Source organism: Streptomyces sp. NPDC055815 (genome assembly GCF_053616475.1).
On the sequence record NZ_JBSHDU010000008.1, the window covers coordinates 36,622 to 61,922 of the forward strand.

Here is a 25,301-nt window from a genome sequence, read left to right on the forward strand (position 1 = left end):
TCCCGGCCATCAGCAGCAGCCCTTCTCGTCGGCGTCCGCGCAGGTTCGGTCCGCCTCGACGGCCACCACGGCCGTCCGCAGGTCGTCCAGGGCGTGGCCGAGGCGCTCGTCGGCGAGCTCGTAGCGGGTACGGCAGCCATCGGGAACCGCGACCACCAGGCCACAGTCGCGCAGACACGCCAGGTGGTTCGAGAGGCGCTAACGGGAGATTCCGAGCGCGTCCGCCAGGTCGGAGGGGTAGGCCTGAGCGTCGCTCAGGGCCAGCAGGATGCGACAGCGGATCGGGTCGGCGAGCGCGCGGCCGAATCGGGCCAGCACATCGATGCCGGGGGCGATGGTCAGCACACGATGAGAGTGCACGAGATCAGCCTTCCGCACCCCTCCCCGTGGTGGGGGCAGCACGGCGCAGGAGAGCGAGGGTGGCGCCCAGCGCGGTGAGGAGGGCGAGAGCCGCGTACCCGTACGTGAGCGTAGCCACCGTGGCAACGGCGGCGACCAGGAGGGGGCCGCCGGCGTCGCCGAGCTCGCGGCCGAGTTCGGCGGCGCCCATGGTCTGGCCCAGGCGCTCCTCGGGAGTGCCGGCGGCGAGGGCGGCGAAGCCGAGGGGGGTGATGAGGCCGGTGCCGGCGCCGATCAGGGCGGCTGCGGTCAGCACACCGGCGAGGCCGGGCAGCATGGCGCAGGCGAGCCCGGCGGCGGTGAGGATCAGGCCGACGGCAAGGCCGGTGCCGGTGGTGAGCCGGCCGCCGTCGAGAGCGCGGCCCGCGGCCGGCTGGACGAAGGCGGCGGTGGCGGCGAGGACGGAGACGGCGGCGCCGGTGGCGATGGTGCCGAGGCCGGCCGCGGCGCCGGTGACGGGCAGGAAGCCGACGCCGACGGACAGGGCGGCGGTGGCGGCTGCGAGGGCGGCGGTGGGGCCGAGGAAGACCGGGTCGGCCAGGCGGCGGGCGAGGTCGAGGACGGTCTGGCGCTGCTTGGGCAGCGGCGGTACGGCCGGAACGGCGAGCGCGGCCCACACGGCGACCGCGGCACCGAGCACGGCCAGCACGAGGAACAACAGGCGCAGGCCGCCGGTCCAGACGAGGAGACCGCCCAGGAGGGGGCCGAGGGTGTAGCCGATGGACTTGTAGAAGCCGTAACTGCCGAAGGCCCGCCCGCGCTTGGCCGCCGGGTTGAGGCGGGCGACGAGCGCGGAGGCCGAAGGAGAGAACGCGGAGGCGGCGGCGCCCTGGCCGAGGCGGGCGGCCCACAGCCAGCCGGGGCTGTCGGCCATGACGTAGAGAGCGGAGGCTGCGGCGAAGGTGACGAGGCCGCCGACGAGGATGGGCTTGGCGCCGATCCGGTCGGCGAGGGTGCCGAAGACGGGCTTGAGGACGACCTCGGCGCCGTCGTACAGGGCGAGGAGCCCGCCCAGGACGAGGAGGGAGGTGACGGCGTCGTCGGAAAAGCCGCCCAGGTTGGCGGCGATCCCGTGGGCGCCGAAAGCGGTGGTGAACCCGGCCGCGTAGAGCGGCCACATGCGGCGGGCGGGCGCCACCTCGACACTGGTGGTGCTCATCGGAGGTCCTCCGTGGTCTCGTGCAGGGCGGCGAACACGCGCTCGGCGTAGTCCTCGCAGATGGCGGTGCAGGTCTTGAGGCGGGCCCCGGCCTCGGCGGCCTCGGGGGCGCCGAAGACGTCCCGTGCGGTCAGGTCCCGGTGCCAGCGCCGCAGCCGCTCCAGGGACTGCTCCTCTTCCTCCAGCTCGGCCAGGGTGAACTTGGCGTTGCGAATCTCCTTGGCGATCTCGGCCTCGAACTTGCCGCAGTCCGCGAGGAATTCGGACCAGTCCGCCGACCGGGCCGCCGTGAACAGCTCCCGGAACCGGACCGCGTCGTCCGGGCCGCGTCCGGCGGCTCTGAGGGTGAGGGCCTGGCCGCCGGCCTTCTCGGTCAGCTCCAGGGCGCGAGCGACTCCGCCGGCGAAGACCGGCACGTCGGGCACGGCCCACACGCCCTGCCCGATCGACAGCGCGCCGATGCGGCGCAGCTCGCGCCACACGGCCACCCGATGGCGGGACGGTTCGGCGGGGATCTTGACGACGAGCACGAGCCACCGCTCACCTGACGTTGGTTCACTGTTCGACACGCAATGAAATGTAGCAGCCGTTACATCGGACAGCGTATTCCGGGTATCGGCTGGCGTCCGAGCCCGTTGGGGAGAAGTCGCGGGGTGCACGGCTCAACAGATGGGCCCTGTCGGAGGTATGGCGCCGCACCCGACGACCGGTGCACACTGCGCAACGCGCGTAGAAGTGACATGCGGAGGAAACCTTCCGGTCCCCCGCGTGCAACCCGGCCCGCCTAGAACTGCCCTGCCGCCACGGCGTGTCCCCCCACACACACCCGGTGCGGTGCTCCGCGAACCGTCCGCAACCGCTCGCGAAAGGCACCCCTCATGTCACCTCGTCACATACCTGTCAGACGTCCCCACCGCACCACCGCGCTCAGCGCCGCCTGCCTGGCCGCCGCCGTGACGCTGGCAGCGCTCACCACCGCCCCCGCGGCGCATGCCGCCGCCTCGGTTCCGTCGCAGGGATCGCCGACACAGCTCGACGTCGGCAACTGGAACGTCGAGTGGTTCGGTGCGCCGGACTTCGGCCCGACCGACGAGGCGCTTCAGCAGCAGAACGTCCACGACGTCATGGCGGGCGCCGACATGGACGTGTGGGGCCTCTCCGAGGTCGTCAGCACCTCGGCGTTCGACACACTCGTGGCCGGCATGCCCGGGTACACCGGGGTCGTGGCCAACGACCCGATCGTGACGAACGGTGCGCAGTACTACTCGGACTTCGGCAACACCGAGCAGAAGGTCGCCCTCGTCTGGCGCTCCAGCATGGCCACCCTGGTGAGTGCGAAGGTCATCCTGACCGACCAGAACAGCAACTTCGCCGGCCGCCCGCCGGTGGAGTTCACGCTGCGCGGCACGTTCGACGGCGTCACCCGCGACCTCGTCTTCATCGTCCTGCACGCGAAGTCCGGAGCCACTGAGGCTGCGTGGAACCTGCGCAACCCCGCTTCGCAAGCCCTCAAATCCTACCTCGACACGACCTACCCCACACAGAACGTCTTCGTCGTCGGCGACTGGAACGACGACGTCGACACCTCCATCACGCCCCAGAAGGCCTCGCCCTACGCCAACTTCGTGAACGACACGGCGCGGTACACGTACCCGACGCGGGCCCTGTCGCTGGCGGGCGTGGCGTCGACGGCGGGCTACCCGGACTTCATCGACCACCAGCTCACCACCAACGAGGTGCAGGCGAAGTACGTCGCCGGCTCGGCGACCGCCTTCCAGCCCCAGGCGTATGTCCCGAACTACGCGACGACGACCAGCGATCACTACCCGGTGCTGGCTCGCTACGACTTCGTCCTCGGCGGTGGCGGCGGCGCGAACCAGCAGCCCACGGCGTCGTTCACGCACTCCTGCACCGCTCTCGACTGCACCTTCACCGATGGCAGCACCGACTCCGACGGCACCGTCGTGAGCCGCAGCTGGAACTTCGGCAACGGCCAGACCTCGACGGCGACGAACCCGACCGTGACCTACGCATCGGCCGGCACCTACCCGGTCTCGCTGACCGTGACGGACAACGGCGGGGCCACCCACACCACGACCCAGAACGTCACCGTCACCGCCGGCGGCGGCAGCGGACCCGCCAACGTCATCATCAACGAGGTGCTAGCCAACGAACCCGGCAGCAGCACCGCCGGCGAAGCCGTCGAGATCGCGAACACCGGCGGCACGGCCATCAGCCTCGCCGGCTGGACCCTCCGGGACGGGACGGCGGTGCGCCACACGTTCGCGGCCGGAACGATGCTCCAGCCCGGCAAGGCGATCACCGTGTTCGGCGCGGGCTCCGCAATCCCCGGCGGCATCGCGGCGGTGGCAGCCAGCACCGGCGACCTCAACCTGTCCAACAGCGGTGACCAGGTGATCCTGCGGGATTCGACCGGAGCGACGGTCCAGTCGATGACCTACACCTCAAGCCAGGCGAACTCCGACGGCGTGTCCATCAACCGCAGCCCCGACGGCTCGGCGACCGGCGGCTGGGTCAAGCACAACACCATCAGCTCGCTGACCCGCTCGCCCGGCCAGCACGCCGACGGAACGGTGTACTGAGCCCCGATCCACGGCATGACTTCGAACTGATCGCTCAGCAGGGTTCGAGCCGGTGCTGGTAGACGACGTGCGGTAGGCGTTGGCCTGCCCAGCTCTTCCGCACGCGCGCAGGTCTCGGGCCCTCGCGGGCTGGTCAACGAGCCCGGCCCGGGGAGGTATCGGTGTGACCTTCCCCGGCCGGCCGCGGTCACTCGTCGTCGGTGGCGTGCTCGTCGCGCAAGGGCCGCATTCCGCCGGGACGGTCGGGGAGCTGGAAGGATGTGGTGCGGACGAACGGGGAGCGCCGGGCGACATCCTCGTCGTGGAGCTGGGTGAGGGCAGCGTCCATCTAGTACTCCAGTATGGTTTCGTGATCTATCCAGCAGGTTCGTCGGCGGATCGTCGTCGGTAGTGGCTGTGTCGGGCTGTTGCCTGGTGGCATCTGCGCCAGATTGACCAGTGCAACAGCCTGGCAGCAGTCAGGGCCGGCGGGCCGAAAACTGCGGTAAGCATGTGGCGGATCTCCGGGACGGTCAAGGAGATCGGTCCGCTGCTGCGAGCCGGGCGGTGCGGATCGGCGGGCCGCTTCGGTGCCGCGTCGGCGGCGACGCGTACCAGCTCCGGAAGGGTCGCCGTGGTGGGTGACCAGCACTGGTAGAAGGCCAGTTCACTACTGGTGCGGTTGCGGCGGATGAGCAGGTGGCGGTGCTCGTCGGCGCCGATGTGGATCCAGGCCCAGTCGTAGTTGCGCGGCCCCTTCGCGCCGGGGCCTGCACTCTGCCGCTGCCAGGCGGTGGCGGGCATACGTTCGGCGACGGTGTCCGCGCGGACGGGGGTGCGGCCCTGGTTGATCCACACCCGCGTTGAGCAGGCGACGGCCATCACGTAGCCGGTCCCGCGCGCCTCCAGACCGGCACGGAGCTGGGGGTCCTGCCCGTAGGCTTCGTCGCCGGTCACCCACGGTGCCTCCACTCCGGCGTCCAGGGCAGCGGTGATCATCTCCCAGGCCAGACGGGGCTTGGTCGCGAACCGCACCGTCCCGGGTATCCCGGCCGCCTGGCGGCGTTCGGGATCGGTGCACCAGGAGTGCTCGGGCAGGTAGAGCCGACGGTCGATCAGTGCCCGTCCCCGGCTGGTGGCGTAGGCGAGGAAGACGCCGACCTGGGAGTTCTCGATGCGCCCGGCGGTGCCGGTGTACTGCCGCTGGACGCCTGCCGAGGCCCGGCCCTTCTTCAGGAAGCCGGTCTCGTCCACGATCAGCACGCCGCCGTCGGCGCCGAGGTGTTCGACGGCGTAGATGCGGATGTCGTCGCGGACGGCGTCGGCGTCCCAGCGGGCGTAGCGCAGCAGCCTCTGCATCGGCCCCGGCCGGACGTGACCAGCCTGTTCGGCCAACTGCCGGCAGTTCTTCCGCTCTGCTTGCGAGAGCAGCCCGAGCAGATAGGCGCGGGCACTCGCCCTCGGCTCAACTCGACCGAAGCGGCCCGCGATCCGAGCCACGACCTGGTCGAACATCATCCGCCAGCGGGCCGGGTCTACGCTGTGGCCCGCGGCCACCGCACGATCTTCGTTTGTCCACACACCAACCGATGATCGTGCGGTGGCCGTACCCGTTCCCAGCCGGGTCCGTCACAAGACCGGGCGATCAGGACGGATTACCGGGAGCCCCGTCGCGCTCGACATTGGCCACCATCCTGCGCAGTACCTTGAGCGCGGCCACATACTCTTCGTCACTGATGCCCTGGTGGACCACGGCGCGTACCTCGGTCGCCAGCTCACGGAGCCGTACTCTGGCGGCTTCCCCGGCATCCGTGAGGTGCAGACGCTGCCCGTCCTCGAGCCGGAGCCACTCACGGTGGAGCAGCTGGTCGACAACCCGGGCGATCTCGTGCGGCCCGTCGGCAAGGTGTGTCAGCTGCGCGACGACCTCCTCGCGGCTCGGCGCCGCGGGGCCGCCGTTCACACGGTTGAGCACCCAGTACTGCGGCTGCGTGACGTCGATCTTGGCCATGGCGTCACGCAGATGCCGGGTGACGGCCGTCTGGGTCAGGCCGCACCAGTAGCCGACCGGCTGATTGGCCAGCATGTCATCGGTGGCGGCCGGGTTCGCCGGCGCCTGGTCGGTGGTGGATCCAGTCAGTAATTCCATGATCACGACGCTACATCCTCCGGCGCGCCGAACCATCGGAATGCGACATTCACCGCAACTCGCCCCGGCCTCTCATCGGAACTGCCGGCCGCCGTACTTTTCGGGTCCGTCACAGCCGCGCCGTCATGCTGAAGCCCACCGCGGCCTGTGCCGACGACGGCTCACCCGCACAGCCGGCGGGTACGTCACGAAACCGCACTGGAGTACTAGCGGGTGTTGAACAGCACGAGCATGTTGAGGACCAGGACGAGGGCGCCGATCTGGTCCTCAACGCCGGCTCAAGGCCGGCGGCCTGGCAGCAGTCCGCAGAATCCGGTGGTGCAACGCGGGTTGGACGTCAAGAATCGGCGGATGCAGGAAACAGAGCTGTCCGACGGGATCGTCACGCTGTCGCCACCGCGCCTGGACGATGTGGAGGCGCATCTCGCGGGGGAGGACGAGCTGCTGGTTCGCTGGCTCAACGGAGGTCCCAGTACGCCTGAGGGCGTGGAAGCGTACTTCCGGCACTGCCATGAGCAGTGGGCCATGGCCGGGCCGCTCCGCGCTTTCGGCATCCGTGCGGGTGCCGACAAGGTGCTCGCGGGGACGGTCGACTTGCGGTTCGCAGGAGAGCGCTTGGCTCCAGACCAGGTGAATGTCGCTTACGGCCTCTATCCGTCCTGGAGGGGGCGTGGCCTGGCCACTCGCGCGGTCCTCCTGGCATCCCGGTACGCGGCCACTGCGGGCGCGCAGGAGGCGGTCATCCAGGTCGATCCGGAGAATCCCGCATCCGCCGCAGTCGCGCAACGTGCAGGGTTTACCCCCGGCAATCAGTCGCACAGCAACGACGCCACACGCTTCGACTGGTACACCCGGAACCTGCGCGACGACCAGCCTGGCTGCCCCCGTTGAGCGAGTGCCGCTGGACGGGGTTCAGATTTCCTTTCGCATAAGAACGCACATCGTCTCGTGGCGACGGGTCACCCCGTCGAGCCTCCTCGTCCCGGACGTTCGGCTCACGGCCGTATGCGGCATGGCCCAAACGCTTGTACATGGCGCACGCCCGGAGATTGCCTCCTCCACCGCGAGTTCGGCCCTTCCTGGCCCGCGCTCCCGGATCCGTTGTTCGGCGGCTCGGATGACGAGCGTTCCCAGGTTCTGAAGCGACTTAGCATGGTCGGGAGCCAGGAACCAACTATGGCAAGGGTGGCATTACGGTGGTTCGTGATGATCAGGCAGCAAGCAGCCGATCCGGGCTGTCGCCGGAACGGATCGCCGAGATCGACGAGGTGATCGGTCGCATCACCCGTTGGGCGAGGGGTCGCGAAGACATCGTCGGTCTGCTCCTGGTCGGATCATGTGCCCGCAACGCTGCGCGACCCGACTCCGACGTGGACATCGTCCTGCTAACCACGGACGAGTCCCGATATCTTCTCGACGATGCCTGGGCCATGGAGCTCGGCCTGGGCGAACCGATCCGCGCTCAGTCGTGGGGAGCGATCACAGAACGACGCCATTCCACGGCCTATGGCCTGGAGGTTGAGATGGGCATTGGCTCTCCGACCTGGGCAAAGGCAGATCCAGTCGATCCTGGAACACATCGCGTCGTTACTGACGGTGCCCGCTTGCTGCACGACCCAGCCGGCATCCTCGCCGACCTTCTCGCCGCCTGTTAGATGACTGGTCTATCGCATGTGTTGCGAGTTCCGACGTATGGCGCGAGTCGGTGGCGACGCCGCCGCCGTCAGTGTCCTCAAGTAGGTTCTGTCCGTTCGACCCACCAGGGGGCCGCCGAGCTGAGGGACTCGTCGGAGTGAGCATCTACCTGCACTTTCGCGCCGTGGCTGACTCCGAGATCCGGGACGACCACACCCGGCTCGCTGCGTTCACGTCTGAGGCTTGGGAAGACCACATCGGCGAGTACGCAGCCGGTATTGCTCGATCAACAAGGGCTGGGAAGCCGTCAACGACCTGTACACCGCAGCCATACCTCGATGCGGACGCCGAAGAGCCCTGGATTCTGCCGATCTACGGCGGCCGCCCCATGCCACACACCGCTGACGCCGACCCCTCCGATCCCCCGCCGATGCCTCTGGAGCCGCCTGAGGTGCGCAGGCCGCGCGCTTCCTTGCGACTGTCTCTACGAGCTCTGGAACGTTGTCGGTGCCAGGCTCAGTGCCCTCGGCTGGACCAGGCAGGAACACCTCGACCATCACAGGGACCTCCGAGGGTTCTACGGGCGGGCGGCTTCGGCAGGCCACGCCGTGGTCAATGCGGTGCGGGCTTGAGAGGCGGCCACGTGCTGGTCACAGCCATTCGTTGATCGCTGCGATCAGCACGGTTGCCTCGCAGCGGAGGGCGACGCGCACATGCGCTCAGGGCGGACGCGCGGCCAGCTGTCCGACACGTCTCTTGATTCGGTACCAGTTTCGAGCGCTGAGCACGATCAGGCGCATGTACTGACTGGGGTAGGTGATGCACACGCCGACTCCCTTGGCAACGGCGTCCGGCATCGTGGTTGCCACCGGCAGCGGCTTCGCGGTCCCGGTCTTGGCCGAGACTGAGACGGGCATGATCCCTTCGGTGCCCTCCCGCCCGGTCAGACCATAGGCGGTGCCGTCGTCGTCGACGGAGATCAAGGTGATCTTCTTGGCGCCCTTCCCTTCGCCGACGGAGTGGCCCTGGCCCGTCTTCAGGTCGAAAACGCTGCCGCCCTTGACCAGGTAGTCACCGTTGGGGGACAGGCCCGGAGGTGTTTCGTGCTGATCGGCCCGCTTAGGCGCTCGCAGGTTGTACGGGGTTCCGGTGCTCTCGCACGGAGTAGTCGCCCGGAGCTTGCCGGTCGCCGGCTCGTGTACGGCGGAGGCGGGGTTGCCCGCAGCGGTGTACCAGCCGGCCATCAGATAGGGGCCGGCGGCGCCGTCGACCCGGCCGTTCGGTGTCTCCCAGGAGCCCGTACTGTCGGAGTCCCCCTTGAGCGTCGCGTCGACGCCGGACGGAGTCACCGTTGCGCTGTGCCAGCCGCCGTCGACTCCGAAGCCGACCAGAGCAGCGACCACGACCCCCAGGTCGTCCGCCTGATCCCCTGACCTTGACCCCTGCCCCACAGATCCACCCCGAGGTCCGGGAGCGGCTCACACCGCCCCGGACCTCACCGTTTCACCAGGTGGGCCGGCGACATCGATGCCCGGTGGCTTGAAATGATCTATCGCGCACTCAAGTCGACACCCCTCGCGCACACTTAACGCAAGTTTCTTCCATAAGGCACGAGGGCCGGTTAAGCCGCTCAGGACGCCGCGGTGCTCGCATCGCGAGACAGCTTGACGCAGACATACAGATTCCCCTTAGGTACGGCTTACCTAACCTCGAATGGGAAGAAATCAGCCATGCCAAGACCCGTCCTGCGCTCCCTCCTGCTCGCCGCCCCGCTCGCCCTCCCCCTGACCGCGTGCGACGGTTCGGCAGACGACGCCTCCGGGGCCAAGGCCGACGGGAAGAAGCTCCCCGCCGGCGTCGTGGAGCAGTACACGGTCCTGGAGAAGGAGATCGCGGAGCTCGGCGGAGAAACGACGGTCGGCGGCTACCGGGGCGGCTACATCGTCGAGGCGGCCGAGCCCTGGTTCCAGGGCGAACACGGCGGTCACGGCTCGCTCGTCCACCGCGAGCCGGCCAAGGGCGAGACGCACCACATCGAGATCATCCCGATGGAAGCCGCCGCCGGCCGCATCGTCCCCGATGTCCCGGTCAGGCTCGAAGTCGTCGACGGCGGTGGCAAGGTCGTCCAGGCGCAGGACCTGAACTTCTACCACTCCACCTTCTTCCACTACGCCGACAACTTCTCCATCCCCAAGGCGGGTACGCACACGCTGCGGGCAACTCTCCAGCCGCCGACGTTCCTGCGTCACGGTGCGAGCGACGAGGAGCCCGCGCTGAGCAAGCCGGCCACCGTCACGTTCACCGACGTCACGCTGAAGACCGAGAGCTGAGCCGTGGAACTCATTCCCGACGGCCCCTTCTCCCCCTCCTCCTCCACCCCGTCCCGCCGGCCGGGCGCGGAGGAGGCCGTGTCCCACACGCCGGTGTGGCTGCTCGTCGCGCTCGGCATGGCGAGTTCGGCCTTCATCGCCGGCGCGTGCTGGACGGCCGGCCATGTGCACGCTGACGCCACGCTCCAGACGGTGGCCCGATTCCTCCATGTCGCGGCGTTGGTCGTCGGTCTGGGGGCCGTGCTCGCCGTCGACTGGTTCGCCGTTCTCTGGCTGCTCGGCCGCCGCAGGCTCTCCGACATCCTCGGCACCGCCTGCACCCTCCAGGTCCCGATCTGGCTGGGCCTCGCCGGGCTGGTCGTCACCGGCCTGTTCCTCCGCCCGAACCTGGAGTCACCGCTCACGCTGCTGAAGCTGAGCCTGGTCCTGGCCGTCACCGTCAACGGCCTCTACGCGCACTGGCTCGGCCAGCGCCTGGAGCCGTACCGGGACACGACACCGCCGCGGCACCTGCTCGTCCAGTCGGGCCTCGCCGCCACCGTGAGCCAGACCGGCTGGTGGGGAGCGACGCTGATCGGCTTCCTCAACAGCCAGTCATAGGGAGTCCCACTGTCCGCCCGTTCGCTCAGTCGATGAGCGGCGTCCGCGAGAACCGGGCGTGGCTCACTGCCTCGCCGTCGACTGCCGTCGATCACTTGCCGGCTTGCTCGGCAAGGGTGTGGGCGACGAGGGCGTTGGCGTGGCCGTGGCCCAGGCCGTGCTCCGACTTGAGCCAGTTGACGAGTTCCATGTGCTTGGCGAGCGGGGAGGAGCGGATGAGCTCCTTCCACTCGTCAATCGGACGACCGTACTTCTTCTCAATGGAAGGGAAGTAGCTGGCCGGCCCCTTCACCGCATCGGCCATGGGACACCTCCGTGTTCTCTCTCGGATCGGAATGATCTTGATGCTGTCGATGATGCACGCCACAGCGGTGGCTGGCTAGGCATACGCCGGAGCAGTGACCAGGCGGGCCGTCGCGGCGGCGAGCCACAGCAGGCCGAGGCCCGCACCGACAGTGAATGCCAGGACGGTGGCGGCGGAGGCGGCGAACCCGGCGAGGACCGCGAGCGGGACGAGGCGGGTGGCCACGGCCCAACCCCGGCCGACCCTGGCGGCGAGCGGGCGGGCCAGGACGACGAACGCGGCGCACAGAGCCAGGTAACCGACCATGCCCGCGAGCATGTGCACGGCGCCGTGCCCGCTCATCGCGGTCGCCTCGGGGGCGCCGACGGGAAAGCCCGCCCCGGCATCGGCCGGGAAGGCCGCTGCGGCCCAGAACGAGGCGCCGAACACACCGACCAGGACGGGACCCCACGTCCCGCCGGGCCCGCCCCGCAGCATCCGGCGCAGACCAACCGCACCTGCGAGCAGCAGCGCGCCGGTGAGCAGGAAGTTCACCATCTGGATCCAGCCCGCCCAGCCGAGGGCAAGCTGGCTGATCGCATTGCGGGTGAAGTCGAAGCCGTCCCGGGCGAGCCCCTGCGCGACACCCGCGACAAGGAACAACGGACCTGCGACGACCGCGCCCACCGTCAGCCCACACGCCGCCGACCGCGAGGCGGGAGAGACAAGCACAGCGTGGGGACGGGCGTCGAGCGTCTGAGTCATGGCGGGCCTTCCTCGTTGCGATCTGGTGCACATATGACCGGCCGCAAATGGTGAAGTCATCGACACTACAAATGTGACCTGCGTCACTCAAGGGGCCGATGAGGAACGGCCATACGGGTCGATACGAGCCCGGAGGGGGCCATCGTGCCGGGACGCGCCTTCGGGAACACACAGCTGAACGCCTACGGATGTCGCGACGGCTGCTGCACCCCTTGCGTGCTCTTCTTGAAGCGCCATGCGAGCCGTAGGGGACTCATTAGAGCCTGCCAAGAAGGTACTTCTCGAGCTCGACGCGACGTCGAGCGCTTCCGTCCGATCCAACGAGGAACTGCTCGGCAAGGTGGAGTCCGCCATCTCCACGGACGACAAGGCGCGCGAGGGGGTTGCCTTACGGCGCTGACCGATCCGACCTGTCGTCTTCTGGTGTTGCCCGCGCGGAAGGCGCGCGTCCGCACCCGCCCGAGTGCCATGATCGCCTTGTTGATCATCGCGTCAGGCGCCCGAAGCGTCGGTCATGGGAGGGAGGAACCATGAAGAAGCAGCTCAGCGCCCCGCTGACGGCTACGCTCGCTGCCACCGCGCTTGTCGCTGGAGGCACTGCCGTCACCGGCGGCGAGTCGACCATCCGGGCCGAGGCGATCAACGCGCACCCGTAACACACGACAGAGCTCCTCCACCTGCGATGGAGGAGCTCCCTGGTCCGGGGCCGAGCTGTGGCTCGACCGTCATGCGTCGGGTGTACGCCGGAGCGAGGAACCCGCCGCCTTTTATCGCGTGTTGAAGTATCTATTGCTTGGAAAAGGGAGAGTTGTGAGCGCAGCTGAGGATTCGCTGTCGTCCTCGACCACCGGGTCCGGGGACCTTGAGCGGCTGCTGGCCGGGGCCGCGGATTTGCCCAAGGCGGGCCTGGACGATTTCACCGAGTTGGCGTCGCCTTCGTCCGACGAAGACCCGCCGCCGATGACCGGCCCGACCCCGGAAGGCACGGCTCTGCTGAACCGTGCCTTCAACGACAAGCCCGCGAGAGAGGTCAGGACCTCGTTCGCGAGCACCGACTCCTCGATCGTCGTCGACGAGGGGATATCGGAGCGGGCAGCGGGAGCTGCCGCCATCTGGATGGCCGACATGCAACAGGTGTACGCCCAGTGCACCGCCTGGACGATCAGCATCGGCGATCAGGAGATTTCCGTGCAGGTGGTGGACCCGGCTGACGATCCGGGCAAGCCGCTCCAGGTGGAGCAGAGGTTCGGCGACGAGGCATTGATGCGCACGATGCTTGCCGGTCCGGCCGGGCAGCAGGCCCAGATCACCACTCTCCTGGTTCGCGACGGTGACCGGGTGCTGGAACTGACGTTCCGTAGCTTGGCGGCCGAGCCCGGTAGCCCCGAGACGACCCGGCTGGACATCGCGATGGCGAAGTTCCTTGAGCTGGCTCCGGCAAAATTCCTGGATCGACCGGCGGTCGGCTAGAAGCCCACAACTAGCCGGGGGCGCAGGGTGGCTCGCCGGTGAGGCGGATGAGCCCCTTCCACCCCAGCAGCCTGAGCAAGACCGTCGTGGACTCCTCGGCGACATCGGCCATGCTCGCGGTCCCGAACCGGTGAAGCACAGAGTCCAGTTCATCTCGGAGTTGAGGCCAGTCAGGGCTCTTCGCGTAGTACTGCGTCAGCATGTCTGTAACGCGGCGACGAGCCAGCTGCGGGTCGACCACAACCGCGTCCTTGATGAGGGTGGACCGGCCCTGGGGCAGGTGGGTCGGGATCGAGAGCCACTGGCGCCGGTCCGGGCCCGACGTGCTGCCGAGTCGGGCGCGGTGCTGGAAGTCACGGCGGGCGAACTGGACGTCGTCGAGGACGATCCAGCAGTCCGCCGCTGTGACGCACCGGGGCATGGGCGGCCCGCCGCCCGCAGCGAGGAGGCCTCGGCGGCGGCTTGAACGAGGCGGGCGGTGATGCCCGGATGGCCGATCGTGGGGGCGTGGGACTCCCCCGATACCTCGACAACGCCACGCGCGCCGGCACGCTGGTGGAAGAAGCGTTCCAGGGTCGGCGGGATGGCCTTGTCCTCGTCGGCCACCAGGCCCCAGCTGGGGATGTCGCGCCAAGCGGCGGCCGTAATGATGTCGGTGAAGGCGGAGGCGCTGAAAGGCCGTTGGGTGGCCTGCATGAGGCGAGTCGTCGGCGGGGGGACGTCCGCGGCGGGGCCGGCAGCGGCGGCGGTGGAGCCGAGCGGTCCCAACAGCGCTGCCGTGCCTGCGACGGCGGCGCCGGCGGTGAGCACGCGGCGGCGGATGGGATCAGGGCTGTGGAGGGACTCCTTCTCGGTGGAGCGGGACGTGAACGGATCCCGCCCGGCGGCAGACCGGGCGAGGCATTCCGGTGCGGCGGGGTGACGGGGCCTTCGTGTCGCTACGCCTGGTCGTTGGCTTCCTCGGCGGCCCGGGCGATGACAGCCGCCACCACGGCCGGGCGTGACACGTAGACGGCGTGGCTGCCGGGTGTCTCGGTGACCGTGGCCTTCGCCCGCTCGGACATGGCGCCTTGGGAGGGCGGCGGGATCATCCGTCGTCGGTGACGACCAGGTACCAGGACGGCTCGGTCTGCCTGGCCGGCGCGGAGACCGTGCCGGCCAGGGCGTCGACGCCCCAGGGGACCTGGGAGTCGGCCATGGACTCCGCCACGTAGGACCGTGAAGGATCTCAACCGCTTGTCGGACCTGCTGTTCGTCCTGTCCCGGGCGGCGAGCGCGACCTCCCGGAGGTGACCGGTGCTCCCGCTCGCCCCTGACGACGGGTCAGACGGCCTCGCGTGGATCGAGCGGCATGTGCCAGAGGTTGCGGCGGTGGGTCGTGTCGTACGTCGCGAGGAGTGGGGACGGCGGCACGGCCAGTACGGGGCAGACCGCATGGGTCTGGCAGTACCGGGCAACAGAGCGGCGGACCAGGCGGCGCAGGGGGCCACGGGCTCCGGTGCCCACCACCAGGAGGTCGTCAGGGTCCTGTGCGACATCGACGAGTGCCGCGCCCGGGCGGCCCCAGACCGTGACGCCCTGGATCGTGATCTCCGGTCGCACGGGCCCGAACGCGGCGTCGAGCGCTTCGTGCAGCCGCTCGCCGGCCGTCGCGCGACACTGGGCCACGGCCGAGACGTGAGCCGAATACCGGCCGCCGATCTCCCCGGCGGGCGCCTCCCAGGCCAGTACGGCCCACAGTTCCGCCCGACGCAGACGGGCCTCGGCAGCGGCCCGGTGCAGAGCCGCCAGACAGCCGAGGCTCCCGCTCACTCCGACCACTATCTTCGGCACTGCCTGCCCCTTCGCTGACTTGCGCGGCGCTCGCCGCGATTCCCTTTGCGCTGTCCACAATTCCGCGTTCGGCACGGTACCGACGGCAAAGCCGGGGATGGAGCCCGCGACGGTTTCACTGACGCACTCCTGGCGTCGCGGCGCGTGACTCTGACGTGCTTCTTACGCTGCCACGCACGTCCACGTACTCCACCGCCACCGGCCTCCGGGCTTGCCCTTCAGTCGCCCCCGAGGCGCCACAGAGAGGTCGCCTCACCTGCGCGGGCCCTGTGGAGGGGGTCCGACGGGTCCGTGGCACGGGGATGGCGCGGCTTCGTGACCGTGCGGGACAGCACCCGCAGACCTGCTGCCGCGATGGCGTCTTCGAGCTCCGTACGGCCGCGCAGTCCCAGACGTTCGGCCAGGTCGGAAAGGATCAGCCAGCCCTGTCCTCCCGGCTCCAGGTGGTGCGGAAGACCCGTGAGGAAGCGGCGCAGCATGCGGCTTTCGGGGTCGTAGACCGCGCGGTCGAGCGGTGTGCGGGGATGGCCGGGGAGCCAGGGCGGGTTGCAGACGATCAGGTCGGCTCTTCCCGCCGGGAAGAGGTCGGCATGCCGTACGGCGATCTTAGTCGCCAGTCCGTGCCGGGCGATGTTGTCGCGGGCGCAGTGCACGGCACGTGCGTCCTGGTCGGTGGCGACGACATGGCGCAGGCCGCGGCGTGCGAGCACGATCGACAGCACGCCCGTACCCGTGCCGATGTCGAAGGCCGTGGCCGCCCCGGGGGGTTCCGCCTCGGCCACGAGGTCGACGTATTCGCCGCGTACCGGCGAGAAGACACCGTAGTGCGGGTGGATACGGTCACCACCCAGTGCCGGGATCTCCACACCGTTCCTGTGCCATTCGTACGCGCCGATCACTCCGAGCAGTTCACGCAGTGAGCCGATCCCGGGCCCCGCGCAGGGGCCGTACGCGTGGACGCAAGCCTCGCGGACACAGGGCGCCCGGCGCAGGAGAACCGTCCAGTCCGCGTCGAACGGGATGAGCAGCCTGCCCAGGAGCCGTGCCCGCCTGGCCCGGTCGCGGCGGTGCCGCTCGAAGGCCTCGGCGGGGGTCTGCGCCAGGGGCGTGTGCTTGGGCTCGGTACGACGGCCGAGGGCCGCCAGGAGCCGGCGGGCGGACGGATAGTCGCCGGACCAGAGAACGGCGCTTCCTTTGGCCATCATGCGGTGTGCCGCGGCGACACTGACGGTGTCCGGGACGGAGACGATGTGCTCCGGGCGCGGGATCCCGTTCGCCGAGTACCAGCGGACCGGCGCCCCCATTTCGCCGTCCGTCATCCCTTGCCTGATCTCTGTCGTCATCGAACATCAACTCCCATGAGGAACGATCTTCGATGCGCGGAAGCGTCCTGCGCGCTCCGGACGGAATCATTCGCGTTCTCTTGACACGTCACCCATCCCTCAGGGGTGGCTCGAATCAGCCACAGGGCTCCGGGCCGCATGTGCCGCGCGGGCTCGGGCACGCCATCGCCCCCTCCACTCCGGCGTCAGGGTTGCGTCAGGACTGCGGTGGCGCGCGCCAACGACACGTCAGGATCCGGGACGGCCTTGGTCATCGGGCCTAGCGTGGCCGCATGGGACGGCGCATCGCAGCACGCCACTCGTGGCGCTCCACGACGACATCCGGCACCGTGGCACAGAACCGCCAGTGGGCGGGTGGGCTCCGGAGCGCTTGTTGCTGTGCGGCGATCCTCTTCGGCCTGCTGCTCGTCGTCGACGCGGGCAACGCCACGCTCACCGGCGTACGCGCCGCCATGTGGGCCGGGCTGGCCTCACTGCTGTTCGCCGTCCTGCTTCCCCCGAGAGTGTCGGCCGGCCACGGGTGGCTGGAGACACGTGACCTGCTGCGGACCCGGCGCGTGCGGACGGACCGGCTGACCTCGCTCGTCTGGTCCGACGGGGTCACGCAACGTCTGGTACTCAAGGACACGGACAGCGGACCGGTCCCGCTGGATCCGCGGGTCCTGCTCGACAATCCGCTTCTGTGGCATCTGTTGGACGAAGGTGCTCGCCTCTCACAGCGTCGCGGGACACTTGCCGGCGGCACGGATGCTCTGCGGCGGCTGTCGAGCAGTGTCGACGGGGAGACGGCGAGGGCCGTGTTCACGGCGTCCGGGATGGACGCCTGAACGCCGGTTGGTGTGCCGCCGTCGGGAGCGTGAGCACCATCGCGAAGCCGGGCGCGGACGGAACGGGTTCCAGGGTGCAACCCATGGCCTCGGCCAGGTCTCGGGAGAGCCGCAGGACCACGCTGTCCTCTGTTCGATCCGCCTCCGTCCCGGACGCCGTGCTGCCGGCCGTCCTGTCACCGTTCCCGTCCGTCACATGAACCGCCACGTGCCCCGGCCCGGTCCCGGCCGTCAGGTGCGCGGGCCGCTCGGGCGGCGCGTGGCGCAGGGCTTCGGCCGCCAGCACGGCCAGTACGCGGGTGAGCACCGCCGCGTCGGCGATCACGTCCGGCAGCTGGTCCGGCAGGTTGCAGCGGATCCTCTGACTGCCGGGGCCGAGGGTGTCCAGGACCTCGGTGAGCACTTCGTCGAGGTCGACCGGACGGGGGTACATGTCGAGCGATTCGGCGTGCAGTCGGCTGAGGTCGTCGAGGTCCGTGACGAGCTGGGCGGCGCGGCGCACGGACGCTCGCGCCGTGGTGAGGTACTGCTCCTCTTCCGGGGCCGGTAGCCGGGCAGCAGGGGTGGAGAGGTGGTGGAGGGCTCCTTCGGCGGTACGCAGCGGAGCCCGTAGGTCACGGCTCGCGGCGAGGAGGAGGGAGGCGCGGGTGTGTTCGGCCTCGGCACGAAGGCCCGTCTCGGCCGCGGCGGCGGCGAGCCTTCCGTGCACGTGGGCCATCACCAGCTGTGCGGCGCACGCGGCGAGGACGAGCCGGTCGTCGCTGCTCAGCGTCCGGCCCCGGGCGGCCAGGGTCAGTCCGTCGGCGGCGGGGCTCTCGACATCCGCGTCGTACGGGCGTGCGGGCGGATGCTCACCGGCACCGGCGACGATCCGCCAACGAGGCTCGGCGGGGTGTTCCGTGTCCTCCTCCAGGAGGCTGACCGCCTCCAGGCCGAAGTCCTCCCGCACCTGTTCGAGGAGGGCCCCCATGCCCTCGCCATGCATCAGGGCGGTGGCCAGCCTGCTCAGTGCCCGCGCCTCGGATCTCGCCCGTACGGCCTCGCGGGTACGCCGCGCGGCCGTGCCCGACACCGTGCCGACCACGGCGGCCGTGATCACGAACACGACCAGGGAGAGGACGTCGGAAGTGCGCTCGACGTTCAGTGAGTGCAGTGGCGCCGTGAAGTAGTAGTCGGCGAGCAGGCCTGCGGCGAGAGCAGCGAGGAGAGCGGGGACGAGCCCGCCGACGAGTGCGATGACGACGACGGTCAGAAGGTGGAGCACCAGGACGAAGGCGAGGTCCACGTGGTCGCGCAAGGCGGCCAGCGCCAGGGTGAGGGCCGGGAGCACGACCGCCGTCATCAGCATGGCCGTCCAGAAGCGCCGTGGCCCGGTGGCGCGCGTGGGGTGCGGCAGACGGAGGGGCGAGGACGCCGCAGCGGCGTGCTCGTGGGTGACGACGAGTACGTCGATGGGACCGGACCGGCGGATCGTCCGGTGTCCCACGCTTCCGTACAGGAAGGTGGACAGTCGTCCGCGCCGGCTGGCGCCAAGGACGATCTGCGTGATGTTCTCGGCTTCCGCGAACTCCAGCAGGGTCTCGGGGAGGTCGTCGCCGGTCGTCTGGTGATAGCTGCCGCCCAGCGACTCCACCAGGGCGCGTTGTGCGGTGAGGGCGGCGGGATCGGCGTGGGCGAGTCCGTCGGCCGGCACGACGTGCAGTGCCAGGAGCTGGCTGCCGGGAGTGCGGGCGGTGACGCGGGCCGCCCGGCGGATCAGGGTCTCGCCCTCCGGGCCTCCGGTGAGGGCGACCATGATGCGTTCGCGGGTCTCCCAGGGGGCGGTGATGCCGTGTTCGGCGCGGTAGCGCTGCAGGCCTTCCTCCACGCGGTCCGCGAGCCACAGCAGGGCGAGCTCGCGCAGGGCGGTGAGGTTGCCGACCCGGAAGTAGTGGGTGAGGGCGGCCTCGATGCGGTCGGAAGGGTAGATCTCGCCGTGCAGCATGCGGCGGCGCAGCAGCTCCGGTTCCAGGTCGACCAGCTCGATCTGCTCCGCGCGGCGCGCCACCTCGTCCGGGAGGGTCTCGCGCTGGGGTACGCCGGTGATCTGCCGGACCACGTCGCCGAGGGATTCCAGGTGCTGGACGTTGAGTGTGGTGACGACGTCCATGCCGGCGTCGAGGAGTTCCTCGACGTCCTGCCATCGCTTCGTGTTGCGGGAGCCGGGCACATTGGTGTGGGCCAGCTCGTCGACCAGGGCGACCTGCGGGTGGCGGGCGAGCACCGCGTCCAGGTCCATCTCGGTGAAGACCGCTCCGCGGTGCGTCATGGTCCGCCGCGGGATCGTCTCCAGCCCCTCCGCCAGGGCGGCGGTCGGCCGCCGCCCGTGTGGTTCGACGAAGCCGACGACCACGTCGGCGCCGCTCGACCGCAGGCGCTGGCCTTCCTCGAGCATCGCGTACGTCTTCCCCACTCCAGGGGCTGCCCCCAGATGGATTCGCAATCGTCCACGCGGCATCGACGGGCTCCTGCCGGCTTGTCACGCCCGAGCGCTCTCCTTCCATGATGCGCTCGGGGCTCTTTCACGGTCTGACAGCCTCCTGGGCGAGCCCTCGAAGCGACGACGGGGCGCCTCTGCCCCCTGAGTCAGCCGCAGCAGTCGCAACCGGGACGGCATCCGCACGCGTCAGCCGTGGCAGGAATCTCCTCGACCGCTGCCGTGGGAGCCACGCAGCATCCCTTGCCCTGCCAGGCGTCCCGGCCTTCCTTGACGGCGATGGCCGCGATGACGAGGGCGGCGATCGGATCGGCCCATGACCATCCGAGCGTAGCGTTGAGGACCAGGCCGACCAGGAGCACGGCGGAGAGATACGTGCACAGCAGCGTCTGCTTGGAGTCGGCGACGGCGGAGGCGGAACCGAGTTCCCGGCCCGCTCGGCGTTGGGCGGCGGACAGGAACGGCATGACCGCGAGAGACAGCGCGGCAATGACGATGCCGAGGACGGACCGTTCCGCGTCGTCGGTGCCGGCGAGCGCCCGGAGGACGTCGACGGCGACGTACGCGGCGAGCGCGAAGAAGGAGACCGCGATGATCCGCAGGGTGGTCCTCTCGCGTGCCTCACGTACGGCGTGCTCGCGGGCGGAGAACTGCCAGGCGACCGCGGCGGCCGAGGACACCTCGATGACCGAGTCCAGACCGAAGCCGATCAACGCGGTGGAGGAAGCCAGGGCGCCGGCGGTGAGCGCGACGACCGCTTCGATGACGTTGTAGGTGATGGTCGCGGCGACCAGGAGCCTTATGCGCCGGGTGAGCGCGTCGCGCCGCGCCGGGGAGGGGCCGAGGGATATCGATGTCTCGGCGGTCATGGTCAGCAGCAGCCCTTCTCGTCGGCATCGACGCAAGTACGGTCGCTCTCGACCGCGACCACGGCGGTGCGCAGGGCGTCGAGGGCATGGCCGAGACGCTCGTCGGCGAGCTCGTAGCGGGTGCGGCGCCCGTCCGGGACACCCACCACGAGCCCGCAGTCACGCAGACACGCCAGATGGTTGGAGAGCCGGGTGCGGGAGACGCCCAGGGCGTCGGCGAGGTCGGCCGGGTAGGCGGGGGCATCGCGCAGGGAGAGCAGGACGCGACAGCGGATGGGGTCGGCGAGCGCGCGGCCGAAACGGGCCAGCACCTCGATGTCGGAGGCAACGGTCAGCACGCATCGACAGTACATCGAATCCTGAATTCAGAAAAACATGGATCGACGTTCGCGCCTGACGCCGAATCCCCGAGATGCGGCGCTCCGGGGAGCCGTCGAAGATCGGGCCGCGGCGCGCCGCCTTACCGCCGCGTGCCGACCGCCGCCAGGACCATGGCCATGGCAGCAAGCGCCACGGCCGCGCCGCATCCCATCAAGGCGTACTCGAGCCCTCGGCGCTCACGCCCGTCGACCAGGATCTGGCTCGGGTCCACAGGGTCGTACGTGACCGACACCTCTCCGCCGTCGACGAGCGCCTGCGTACGGCTCGGCGGCACCGGGCAGACGACCTCGATCACCCGGCCGTCCAAGGTGGCGAACTGGAGCGACGGACGCCGAGGGTACCCGCCGTCCTCCTCGCCCGCCGACCGGTACCGCACCAGCGCCGGCACGGTCACGCCCTCGCGGCGCAGCCTGTGGATCCGGCTGAGGCCCACGGCGCCCACGAGATGGACGACAGCTCCGCCGAGTCCGAGGAATGCCGCCGCGACGACCCACGCTCCTCCGGTCATCGCCACCTCACCTTCCTCGCTCCGCCGCTCTCACCGGTCCGCGCGGGGCCATCGGCCGGCGACGAGGGCGGCCAGCGCCGTGGCATGCTCCTCGACCACGAGATGCCCGGCGCCGTCGATGACGTCCGGGTCGACACCGAGCCTGGTGCGGGCCGCCGGGCGGAGCCGGTTCAGCGGCAGGAAGACGTCGTGCGAGCCGTTGACGACCAGCCGGGGGACGGCCCGAGCCGGAAGCTCGGCCGCGCCGGGTGCTCCGCTGGAGCGGGCGTGCCGGGACACGAGGGTCATCCACTCGACCAGCGCCTCGCGCGGCCGGTGGCCCGGACCGTGCATGGCCCTCAGGAGCCGAGCGCTGTGCGCCGGGGCCGGCCGCAGGAACCATGCGGCGGAGGCGGCCAGGACTCCGGGTGTCAGTCGCAGTTTCGTGAGGCCGCCGGGAGAGGCTAGGACGAGGCGGTCGATGCGCGGCGAGGCGCTGGAGAGGGCGATGGCGGCACCGAAGGAGTGCCCCATCACCACGACGGGCCCGGAGCAGGCGTGCTCGACCACGACGCTCAGCCATGCGCCGTACCAGGACAACCGGCCGCCGGAGAGCCCTCGTTCGCCTGAACTGAGGCCCGGCTGGCCTGGAACGTCCACGAGTACGACGCGGTATCCGGCATCGACCAGTGCACCGGCGAGAGGCAGAGAGGCCGCGGCGTTGAAGTTGGTGCCCGGGACGAACACCACGGTCGTCGCGCCGGAGCCGGCGGTGACCAGATGGGTCTCCGTGCCCATGGCGGTCACCGTCAACCGACCGTGCGCCACCGGCCAGGCTTCCAGCTGCGCCAGGCACCATCGACGGATGCACTCCCGTCCGGCCACGGTCCGGTAGATCGAACCGGCCCCTCCGACGTCGCGGCTCATCGCGCCGCCCGACGATCCCGGCGGGCGTCGTCGCGGGACCTGGTGAAGGTCTGACGAGCCCCGTCCGGATGTCCGGCGGCGAACAGGACGGCGAACACCGCTGCCACGGCGGAAGGCCGGAAGTCCCGGCGGCGAGAAATACCCACGGCCCGCAGGCTATGAGCTGCGGGCAGCATAGGGACGGTGAGTACCTCCATTCTGACGACGATTTGATGGTCCTCCGGTAGATCACGGTTCCCGTCCGACCAGGCCCGGTTGTGGTGCAGAAGCGCTGGCGAGACCCAGCCCTCGTCTCACGCCGCGTACGGGAGGGGCCGTCCCGTTGCCCCACGCCAAGCACAACAAGATCAGCTGCCCGCGCCGCAAAGGCCCCTCGGAGTGCCTCTCAGCGCTCCGGACGGTAGGTCGCGATGATCACTCCGCTGCTGGTGGGCCGGGCGCTCACCAGTTCCAGCTTCTTCAGGGCGGCATCGTCGGCGAACAGCTTCTTGCGCCCCTCGCCGGCCACCACCGGGTGGATCAGCAGAACCAGTTCGTCCAGGAGGTCCAGCTCCAGCAACGAGCGCACCAGCGTCGGGCTCCCCGCGACGGTGATGTCCTTGCCCTCGCCCGCCTTGAGCCCCTCGATCGCGGCCGCCAGATCGCCCCTGACGAGCGTGCTGTTCGCCCAGTCCTCGACACTGTCCAGCGTGGAGGAGAAGACGTACTTGGGCGAGTCGTTGATCCACTTGGCGAAGCCCGCGTCCTCCCCGCTGGTCACCGTCGGCCAGTACCCGGCCCACTCGGTGAACGTCACCCGACCCAGCAGAATCGTGTCGGCCGTCTCCAGCGTCTCCTCCAGCGCGGCGCCCATCTCCTCGTCGAAGGCGAACTGCCACTCGTTCGGCGACTGGGCCACACCGTCGAGCGAGACGAACAGACCGGAAACGACCTTGCGCATGATTCCTCCGTGACGCGTACGTGGTTGTCGCTGCGCCAGGAAGGCTATGCGGACACCGGGGGCGAGGGCTTGTACAGAAGCGACAGCGGCTCGTCCGTGTCCAGGGCGCTCAGCCGGGTGGCGGTGCGGCCGATGTACCGGGTCAAGGACCGCGCCAGGTGGGGCTGGTCGAAGTACCCGAGCCGGTGTACGACGTCCTGTGCCGGAACGCCCTCCTGGATCAGCACCGCCGCCCGGCGGGCACGGTGGATCTGACGCACGGCGCCCCGGGTGAGGCCCGTCGCGGCGACGAAACGCCGCTGGAGGGTGCGTTCGGAGACGTCCGAGGCCGCGCCGTCGAGCACGGCGGGAACGATCGGGTCGCGCTCCACGATGCCCTCACGCACCATGCGCCGTACGAACGCCTCCGCGTTGTCGTAATCGGGCACGTGCCACGCCGAGCCCTTCAGCCACACGGACCGCCGCGCCACGTCGGGGATTTCCGCGCCGCCGCCGACGAGCCGACTGATCGGTACGTGCGGCATCGACGTACCGATCGCGAAGCTGATGCCGAAGAACGTGGCGTCCTTCGGGACGGGAGCCGGGCCGGCCTTGGGCTCGGGACCCAGTACGGCAGCCTGCACCCGGCCGTCGTGCTCCCAGAAGACGAGCTCCCAGTGCGAGTTCGCTATCGACGTCATCCGCCCCACGTCGTCGCTTCGGCTGCGCCAGACCCGCTCGATGTACGGCAGCTCCGACGCCCGGCTCTCGATCTCCAGCCCCAACCGGATCAACCCCCGCTCACCGCCGCCGCGTGAGCCGCCAGTTTGCCACGCCGTCCGGACACGCCGTCCGGACGCGGCAGAGCGGCGATCGGACCTTCGCAGGATCAGGGAACGAGCCGGACGACCTGGGGGTCGTGATCGCTGGCTTGGTCGGCGAACTCGCCAGCACCCTCACATAGCGTTCATCTCCATTCATTGCAACGAGCGGCGCGGGAGCTGTTGCATTAGATCCAGAACCATTGCAATGAAATCCCGCAACTGACCTGCAACGACGGCAGTTTCTCGCAATGAAGTGCTTGCTGGATCCTCGAACGCAACGTAGCTTTTCCTTCATCGGAAAGAGCGAGGCGAACAAGCGCCCGCTCCACACGAAGGAGAAGAACAACCATGCAGAACTTCGCCACCCCCGCCGCGATCGTCACCGTCCTCGCCGTCCCCGCCGGCCGCATCCACCTCATCGCCGCCGACCGCACCGACACCACCGTCGAGATCCTGCCCGCCGACCCCTCCAAGAGCCGCGACGTGAAGACGGCCGAGCGGACCGAAGTCGCCTACACCGACGGCGTCCTGCGCATCGAGGTCCCGAAGTCGAAGGGCGGGATCTTCGGGGACACCGGCGCCATCGAGGTGACGGTCCAGCTCCCGGCCGGCTCCCGGATCGAGGCCCAGGCCGCCGCCGCCGAACTCCACGCCGTGGGCCGGCTCGGCGACGTCGCCTTCGAGGGCGCGTACAGCCGGATCAAGATCGACGAGGCCGCGACCCTCCGCCTCACCGCGACCGACGGCGACGTCGAGGTCGGCCGCCTGGCCGGCTCTGCCGAGATCAGCACCGCACGGGGTGACATCCGCATCGCCGAGGCGGTGGGCGGCTCGGTCGTCCTGAACACCCAGAAGGGCGACATCACGGTCGGCGCCGCGGCGGGCGTCTCCGCCTCCCTGGACGCCGGTACGGCCTACGGCCGGGTCGCCAACTCCCTGAAGAACGACGGTACTCCGGGCCTGAGCATCCAGGCGACGACGGCGTACGGCGACATCGCGGCCCGCAGCCTGTAACCCACCCCCTCCTTCCGACCCGCAGCCTC

The 25,301-nt window shown here is 69.9% G+C and carries 27 protein-coding genes and 2 pseudogenes; 9 read left to right on the plus strand and 20 right to left on the minus strand.

Going from position 1 to position 25,301, the window contains the following annotated elements:
- Positions 1-9: 9 nt before the first annotated feature.
- The 3 genes and pseudogenes from ACWGN5_RS08220 to ACWGN5_RS08230 all read right to left on the minus strand — a co-directional run bounded on the left by ACWGN5_RS08220 (position 10) and on the right by ACWGN5_RS08230 (position 2,127).
- Positions 10-345, minus strand: a pseudogene (locus ACWGN5_RS08220) (ArsR/SmtB family transcription factor).
- A 19-nt stretch (positions 346-364) separates the two neighbouring features.
- On the minus strand, positions 365-1,519 hold the full coding sequence (locus ACWGN5_RS08225; protein ID WP_453512558.1) for an MFS transporter: 1,155 nt from the start codon (positions 1,517-1,519) through the stop codon (positions 365-367).
- 35 nt (positions 1,520-1,554) lie between these two features.
- Positions 1,555-2,127: a Chromate resistance protein ChrB gene (locus ACWGN5_RS08230; protein ID WP_453512350.1), complete on the minus strand. Its 573-nt coding sequence runs from the start codon at positions 2,125-2,127 to the stop codon at positions 1,555-1,557.
- A 309-nt stretch (positions 2,128-2,436) separates the two neighbouring features.
- Between ACWGN5_RS08230 and ACWGN5_RS08235 the strand changes: the two genes are divergently transcribed.
- Positions 2,437-4,161, plus strand: a complete 1,725-nt coding sequence (locus ACWGN5_RS08235; protein WP_453512352.1) for a lamin tail domain-containing protein — start codon at positions 2,437-2,439, stop codon at positions 4,159-4,161.
- A gap of 187 nt (positions 4,162-4,348) precedes the next feature.
- Here the strand turns inward: ACWGN5_RS08235 and ACWGN5_RS08240 are convergent.
- The 3 genes and pseudogenes from ACWGN5_RS08240 to ACWGN5_RS08250 all read right to left on the minus strand — a co-directional run.
- Positions 4,349-4,489, minus strand: a pseudogene (locus ACWGN5_RS08240) (hypothetical protein); the annotation flags it as partial.
- A gap of 26 nt (positions 4,490-4,515) precedes the next feature.
- Positions 4,516-5,658 (minus strand): IS701 family transposase, encoded by a 1,143-nt coding sequence (locus tag ACWGN5_RS08245; RefSeq protein ID WP_453512560.1) that lies wholly within the window; start codon positions 5,656-5,658, stop codon positions 4,516-4,518.
- Positions 5,659-5,785: 127 nt separating this feature from the next.
- Positions 5,786-6,289, minus strand: a complete 504-nt coding sequence (locus ACWGN5_RS08250; protein ID WP_453512354.1) for a MarR family winged helix-turn-helix transcriptional regulator — start codon at positions 6,287-6,289, stop codon at positions 5,786-5,788.
- Positions 6,290-6,640: 351 nt separating this feature from the next.
- On the opposite strand from ACWGN5_RS08250, the gene ACWGN5_RS08255 reads away from it, so the two are divergent.
- The gene (locus ACWGN5_RS08255) at positions 6,641-7,180 is read left to right on the plus strand and encodes a GNAT family N-acetyltransferase (protein ID WP_453512357.1); all 540 of its coding nucleotides are present in this window, start codon (positions 6,641-6,643) and stop codon (positions 7,178-7,180) included.
- Positions 7,181-7,485: 305 nt separating this feature from the next.
- A complete protein-coding gene (locus ACWGN5_RS08260) occupies positions 7,486-7,944 on the plus strand; it encodes a nucleotidyltransferase domain-containing protein (RefSeq protein WP_453512359.1) in 459 nt (152 codons plus the stop codon).
- A gap of 699 nt (positions 7,945-8,643) precedes the next feature.
- On the opposite strand, the gene ACWGN5_RS08265 is transcribed toward ACWGN5_RS08260, so the two are convergent.
- Positions 8,644-9,327 carry a hypothetical protein gene (locus ACWGN5_RS08265; RefSeq protein ID WP_453512362.1) on the minus strand — a complete coding sequence of 228 codons (684 nt, stop codon included), beginning with the start codon at positions 9,325-9,327 and terminating at the stop codon, positions 8,644-8,646.
- Between the two features lie 327 nt (positions 9,328-9,654).
- On the opposite strand from ACWGN5_RS08265, the gene ACWGN5_RS08270 reads away from it, so the two are divergent.
- Both ACWGN5_RS08270 and ACWGN5_RS08275 read left to right on the plus strand, forming a co-directional pair.
- Entirely contained in the window at positions 9,655-10,254 is a 600-nt protein-coding gene (locus tag ACWGN5_RS08270; RefSeq protein ID WP_453512363.1) for an iron transporter, read from the plus strand.
- A gap of 3 nt (positions 10,255-10,257) precedes the next feature.
- Positions 10,258-10,854 (plus strand): hypothetical protein, encoded by a 597-nt coding sequence (locus ACWGN5_RS08275; RefSeq protein WP_453512365.1) that lies wholly within the window; start codon positions 10,258-10,260, stop codon positions 10,852-10,854.
- 91 nt (positions 10,855-10,945) lie between these two features.
- On the opposite strand, the gene ACWGN5_RS08280 is transcribed toward ACWGN5_RS08275, so the two are convergent.
- Both ACWGN5_RS08280 and ACWGN5_RS08285 read right to left on the minus strand, forming a co-directional pair.
- Positions 10,946-11,158 (minus strand): DUF4287 domain-containing protein, encoded by a 213-nt coding sequence (locus ACWGN5_RS08280; protein WP_453512367.1) that lies wholly within the window; start codon positions 11,156-11,158, stop codon positions 10,946-10,948.
- Between the two features lie 75 nt (positions 11,159-11,233).
- Positions 11,234-11,902: a DUF998 domain-containing protein gene (locus ACWGN5_RS08285; RefSeq protein ID WP_453512369.1), complete on the minus strand. Its 669-nt coding sequence runs from the start codon at positions 11,900-11,902 to the stop codon at positions 11,234-11,236.
- Positions 11,903-12,432: 530 nt separating this feature from the next.
- Here ACWGN5_RS08285 and ACWGN5_RS08290 point away from each other — a divergent pair.
- Together ACWGN5_RS08290 and ACWGN5_RS08295 are read left to right on the plus strand one after the other, a co-directional pair.
- Positions 12,433-12,558 carry a hypothetical protein gene (locus ACWGN5_RS08290; protein WP_453512372.1) on the plus strand — a complete coding sequence of 42 codons (126 nt, stop codon included), beginning with the start codon at positions 12,433-12,435 and terminating at the stop codon, positions 12,556-12,558.
- A 154-nt stretch (positions 12,559-12,712) separates the two neighbouring features.
- Positions 12,713-13,372: a hypothetical protein gene (locus ACWGN5_RS08295; RefSeq protein WP_453512373.1), complete on the plus strand. Its 660-nt coding sequence runs from the start codon at positions 12,713-12,715 to the stop codon at positions 13,370-13,372.
- A gap of 10 nt (positions 13,373-13,382) precedes the next feature.
- Here the strand turns inward: ACWGN5_RS08295 and ACWGN5_RS08300 are convergent, their stop codons facing one another.
- The 4 genes from ACWGN5_RS08300 to ACWGN5_RS08315 form a co-directional block, all read right to left on the minus strand.
- Positions 13,383-13,793 (minus strand): WbqC family protein, encoded by a 411-nt coding sequence (locus tag ACWGN5_RS08300; RefSeq protein ID WP_453512374.1) that lies wholly within the window; start codon positions 13,791-13,793, stop codon positions 13,383-13,385.
- Between the two features lie 517 nt (positions 13,794-14,310).
- Positions 14,311-14,436, minus strand: coding sequence for a hypothetical protein (locus tag ACWGN5_RS08305; protein ID WP_453512376.1), 126 nt, complete (start codon positions 14,434-14,436; stop codon positions 14,311-14,313).
- 259 nt (positions 14,437-14,695) lie between these two features.
- Positions 14,696-15,205 (minus strand): universal stress protein, encoded by a 510-nt coding sequence (locus tag ACWGN5_RS08310; protein WP_453512378.1) that lies wholly within the window; start codon positions 15,203-15,205, stop codon positions 14,696-14,698.
- Between the two features lie 218 nt (positions 15,206-15,423).
- The gene (locus tag ACWGN5_RS08315) at positions 15,424-16,524 is read right to left on the minus strand and encodes a methyltransferase (RefSeq protein WP_453512380.1); all 1,101 of its coding nucleotides are present in this window, start codon (positions 16,522-16,524) and stop codon (positions 15,424-15,426) included.
- A gap of 296 nt (positions 16,525-16,820) precedes the next feature.
- On the opposite strand from ACWGN5_RS08315, the gene ACWGN5_RS08320 reads away from it, so the two are divergent.
- Positions 16,821-17,375: a hypothetical protein gene (locus ACWGN5_RS08320; RefSeq protein ID WP_453512382.1), complete on the plus strand. Its 555-nt coding sequence runs from the start codon at positions 16,821-16,823 to the stop codon at positions 17,373-17,375.
- Here ACWGN5_RS08320 and ACWGN5_RS08325 read toward each other — a convergent pair.
- From ACWGN5_RS08325 to ACWGN5_RS08355, 7 genes are all read right to left on the minus strand, one after another.
- Complete coding sequence (locus ACWGN5_RS08325) at positions 17,350-19,872, minus strand: DUF4118 domain-containing protein (protein WP_453512384.1); 2,523 nt, start codon at positions 19,870-19,872, stop codon at positions 17,350-17,352. The two genes, ACWGN5_RS08320 and ACWGN5_RS08325, sit on opposite strands and share 26 nt — an antisense overlap.
- Positions 19,873-20,000: 128 nt before the next feature.
- Positions 20,001-20,720: a cation transporter gene (locus tag ACWGN5_RS08330; RefSeq protein ID WP_453512385.1), complete on the minus strand. Its 720-nt coding sequence runs from the start codon at positions 20,718-20,720 to the stop codon at positions 20,001-20,003.
- 2 nt (positions 20,721-20,722) lie between these two features.
- Positions 20,723-21,058: an ArsR/SmtB family transcription factor gene (locus ACWGN5_RS08335; RefSeq protein ID WP_453512387.1), complete on the minus strand. Its 336-nt coding sequence runs from the start codon at positions 21,056-21,058 to the stop codon at positions 20,723-20,725.
- A gap of 122 nt (positions 21,059-21,180) precedes the next feature.
- Positions 21,181-21,609: a DUF3592 domain-containing protein gene (locus tag ACWGN5_RS08340; RefSeq protein WP_453512388.1), complete on the minus strand. Its 429-nt coding sequence runs from the start codon at positions 21,607-21,609 to the stop codon at positions 21,181-21,183.
- A gap of 30 nt (positions 21,610-21,639) precedes the next feature.
- Positions 21,640-22,386, minus strand: coding sequence for an alpha/beta fold hydrolase (locus tag ACWGN5_RS08345; RefSeq protein ID WP_453512389.1), 747 nt, complete (start codon positions 22,384-22,386; stop codon positions 21,640-21,642).
- Between the two features lie 514 nt (positions 22,387-22,900).
- Positions 22,901-23,455 (minus strand): dihydrofolate reductase family protein, encoded by a 555-nt coding sequence (locus tag ACWGN5_RS08350; RefSeq protein ID WP_453512391.1) that lies wholly within the window; start codon positions 23,453-23,455, stop codon positions 22,901-22,903.
- A gap of 44 nt (positions 23,456-23,499) precedes the next feature.
- Positions 23,500-24,219 (minus strand): helix-turn-helix domain-containing protein, encoded by a 720-nt coding sequence (locus ACWGN5_RS08355; protein WP_453512563.1) that lies wholly within the window; start codon positions 24,217-24,219, stop codon positions 23,500-23,502.
- 387 nt (positions 24,220-24,606) lie between these two features.
- Between ACWGN5_RS08355 and ACWGN5_RS08360 the strand changes: the two genes are divergently transcribed.
- Positions 24,607-25,272, plus strand: a complete 666-nt coding sequence (locus tag ACWGN5_RS08360) for a DUF4097 family beta strand repeat-containing protein (protein WP_453512394.1) — start codon at positions 24,607-24,609, stop codon at positions 25,270-25,272.
- Positions 25,273-25,301: the final 29 nt, after the last annotated feature.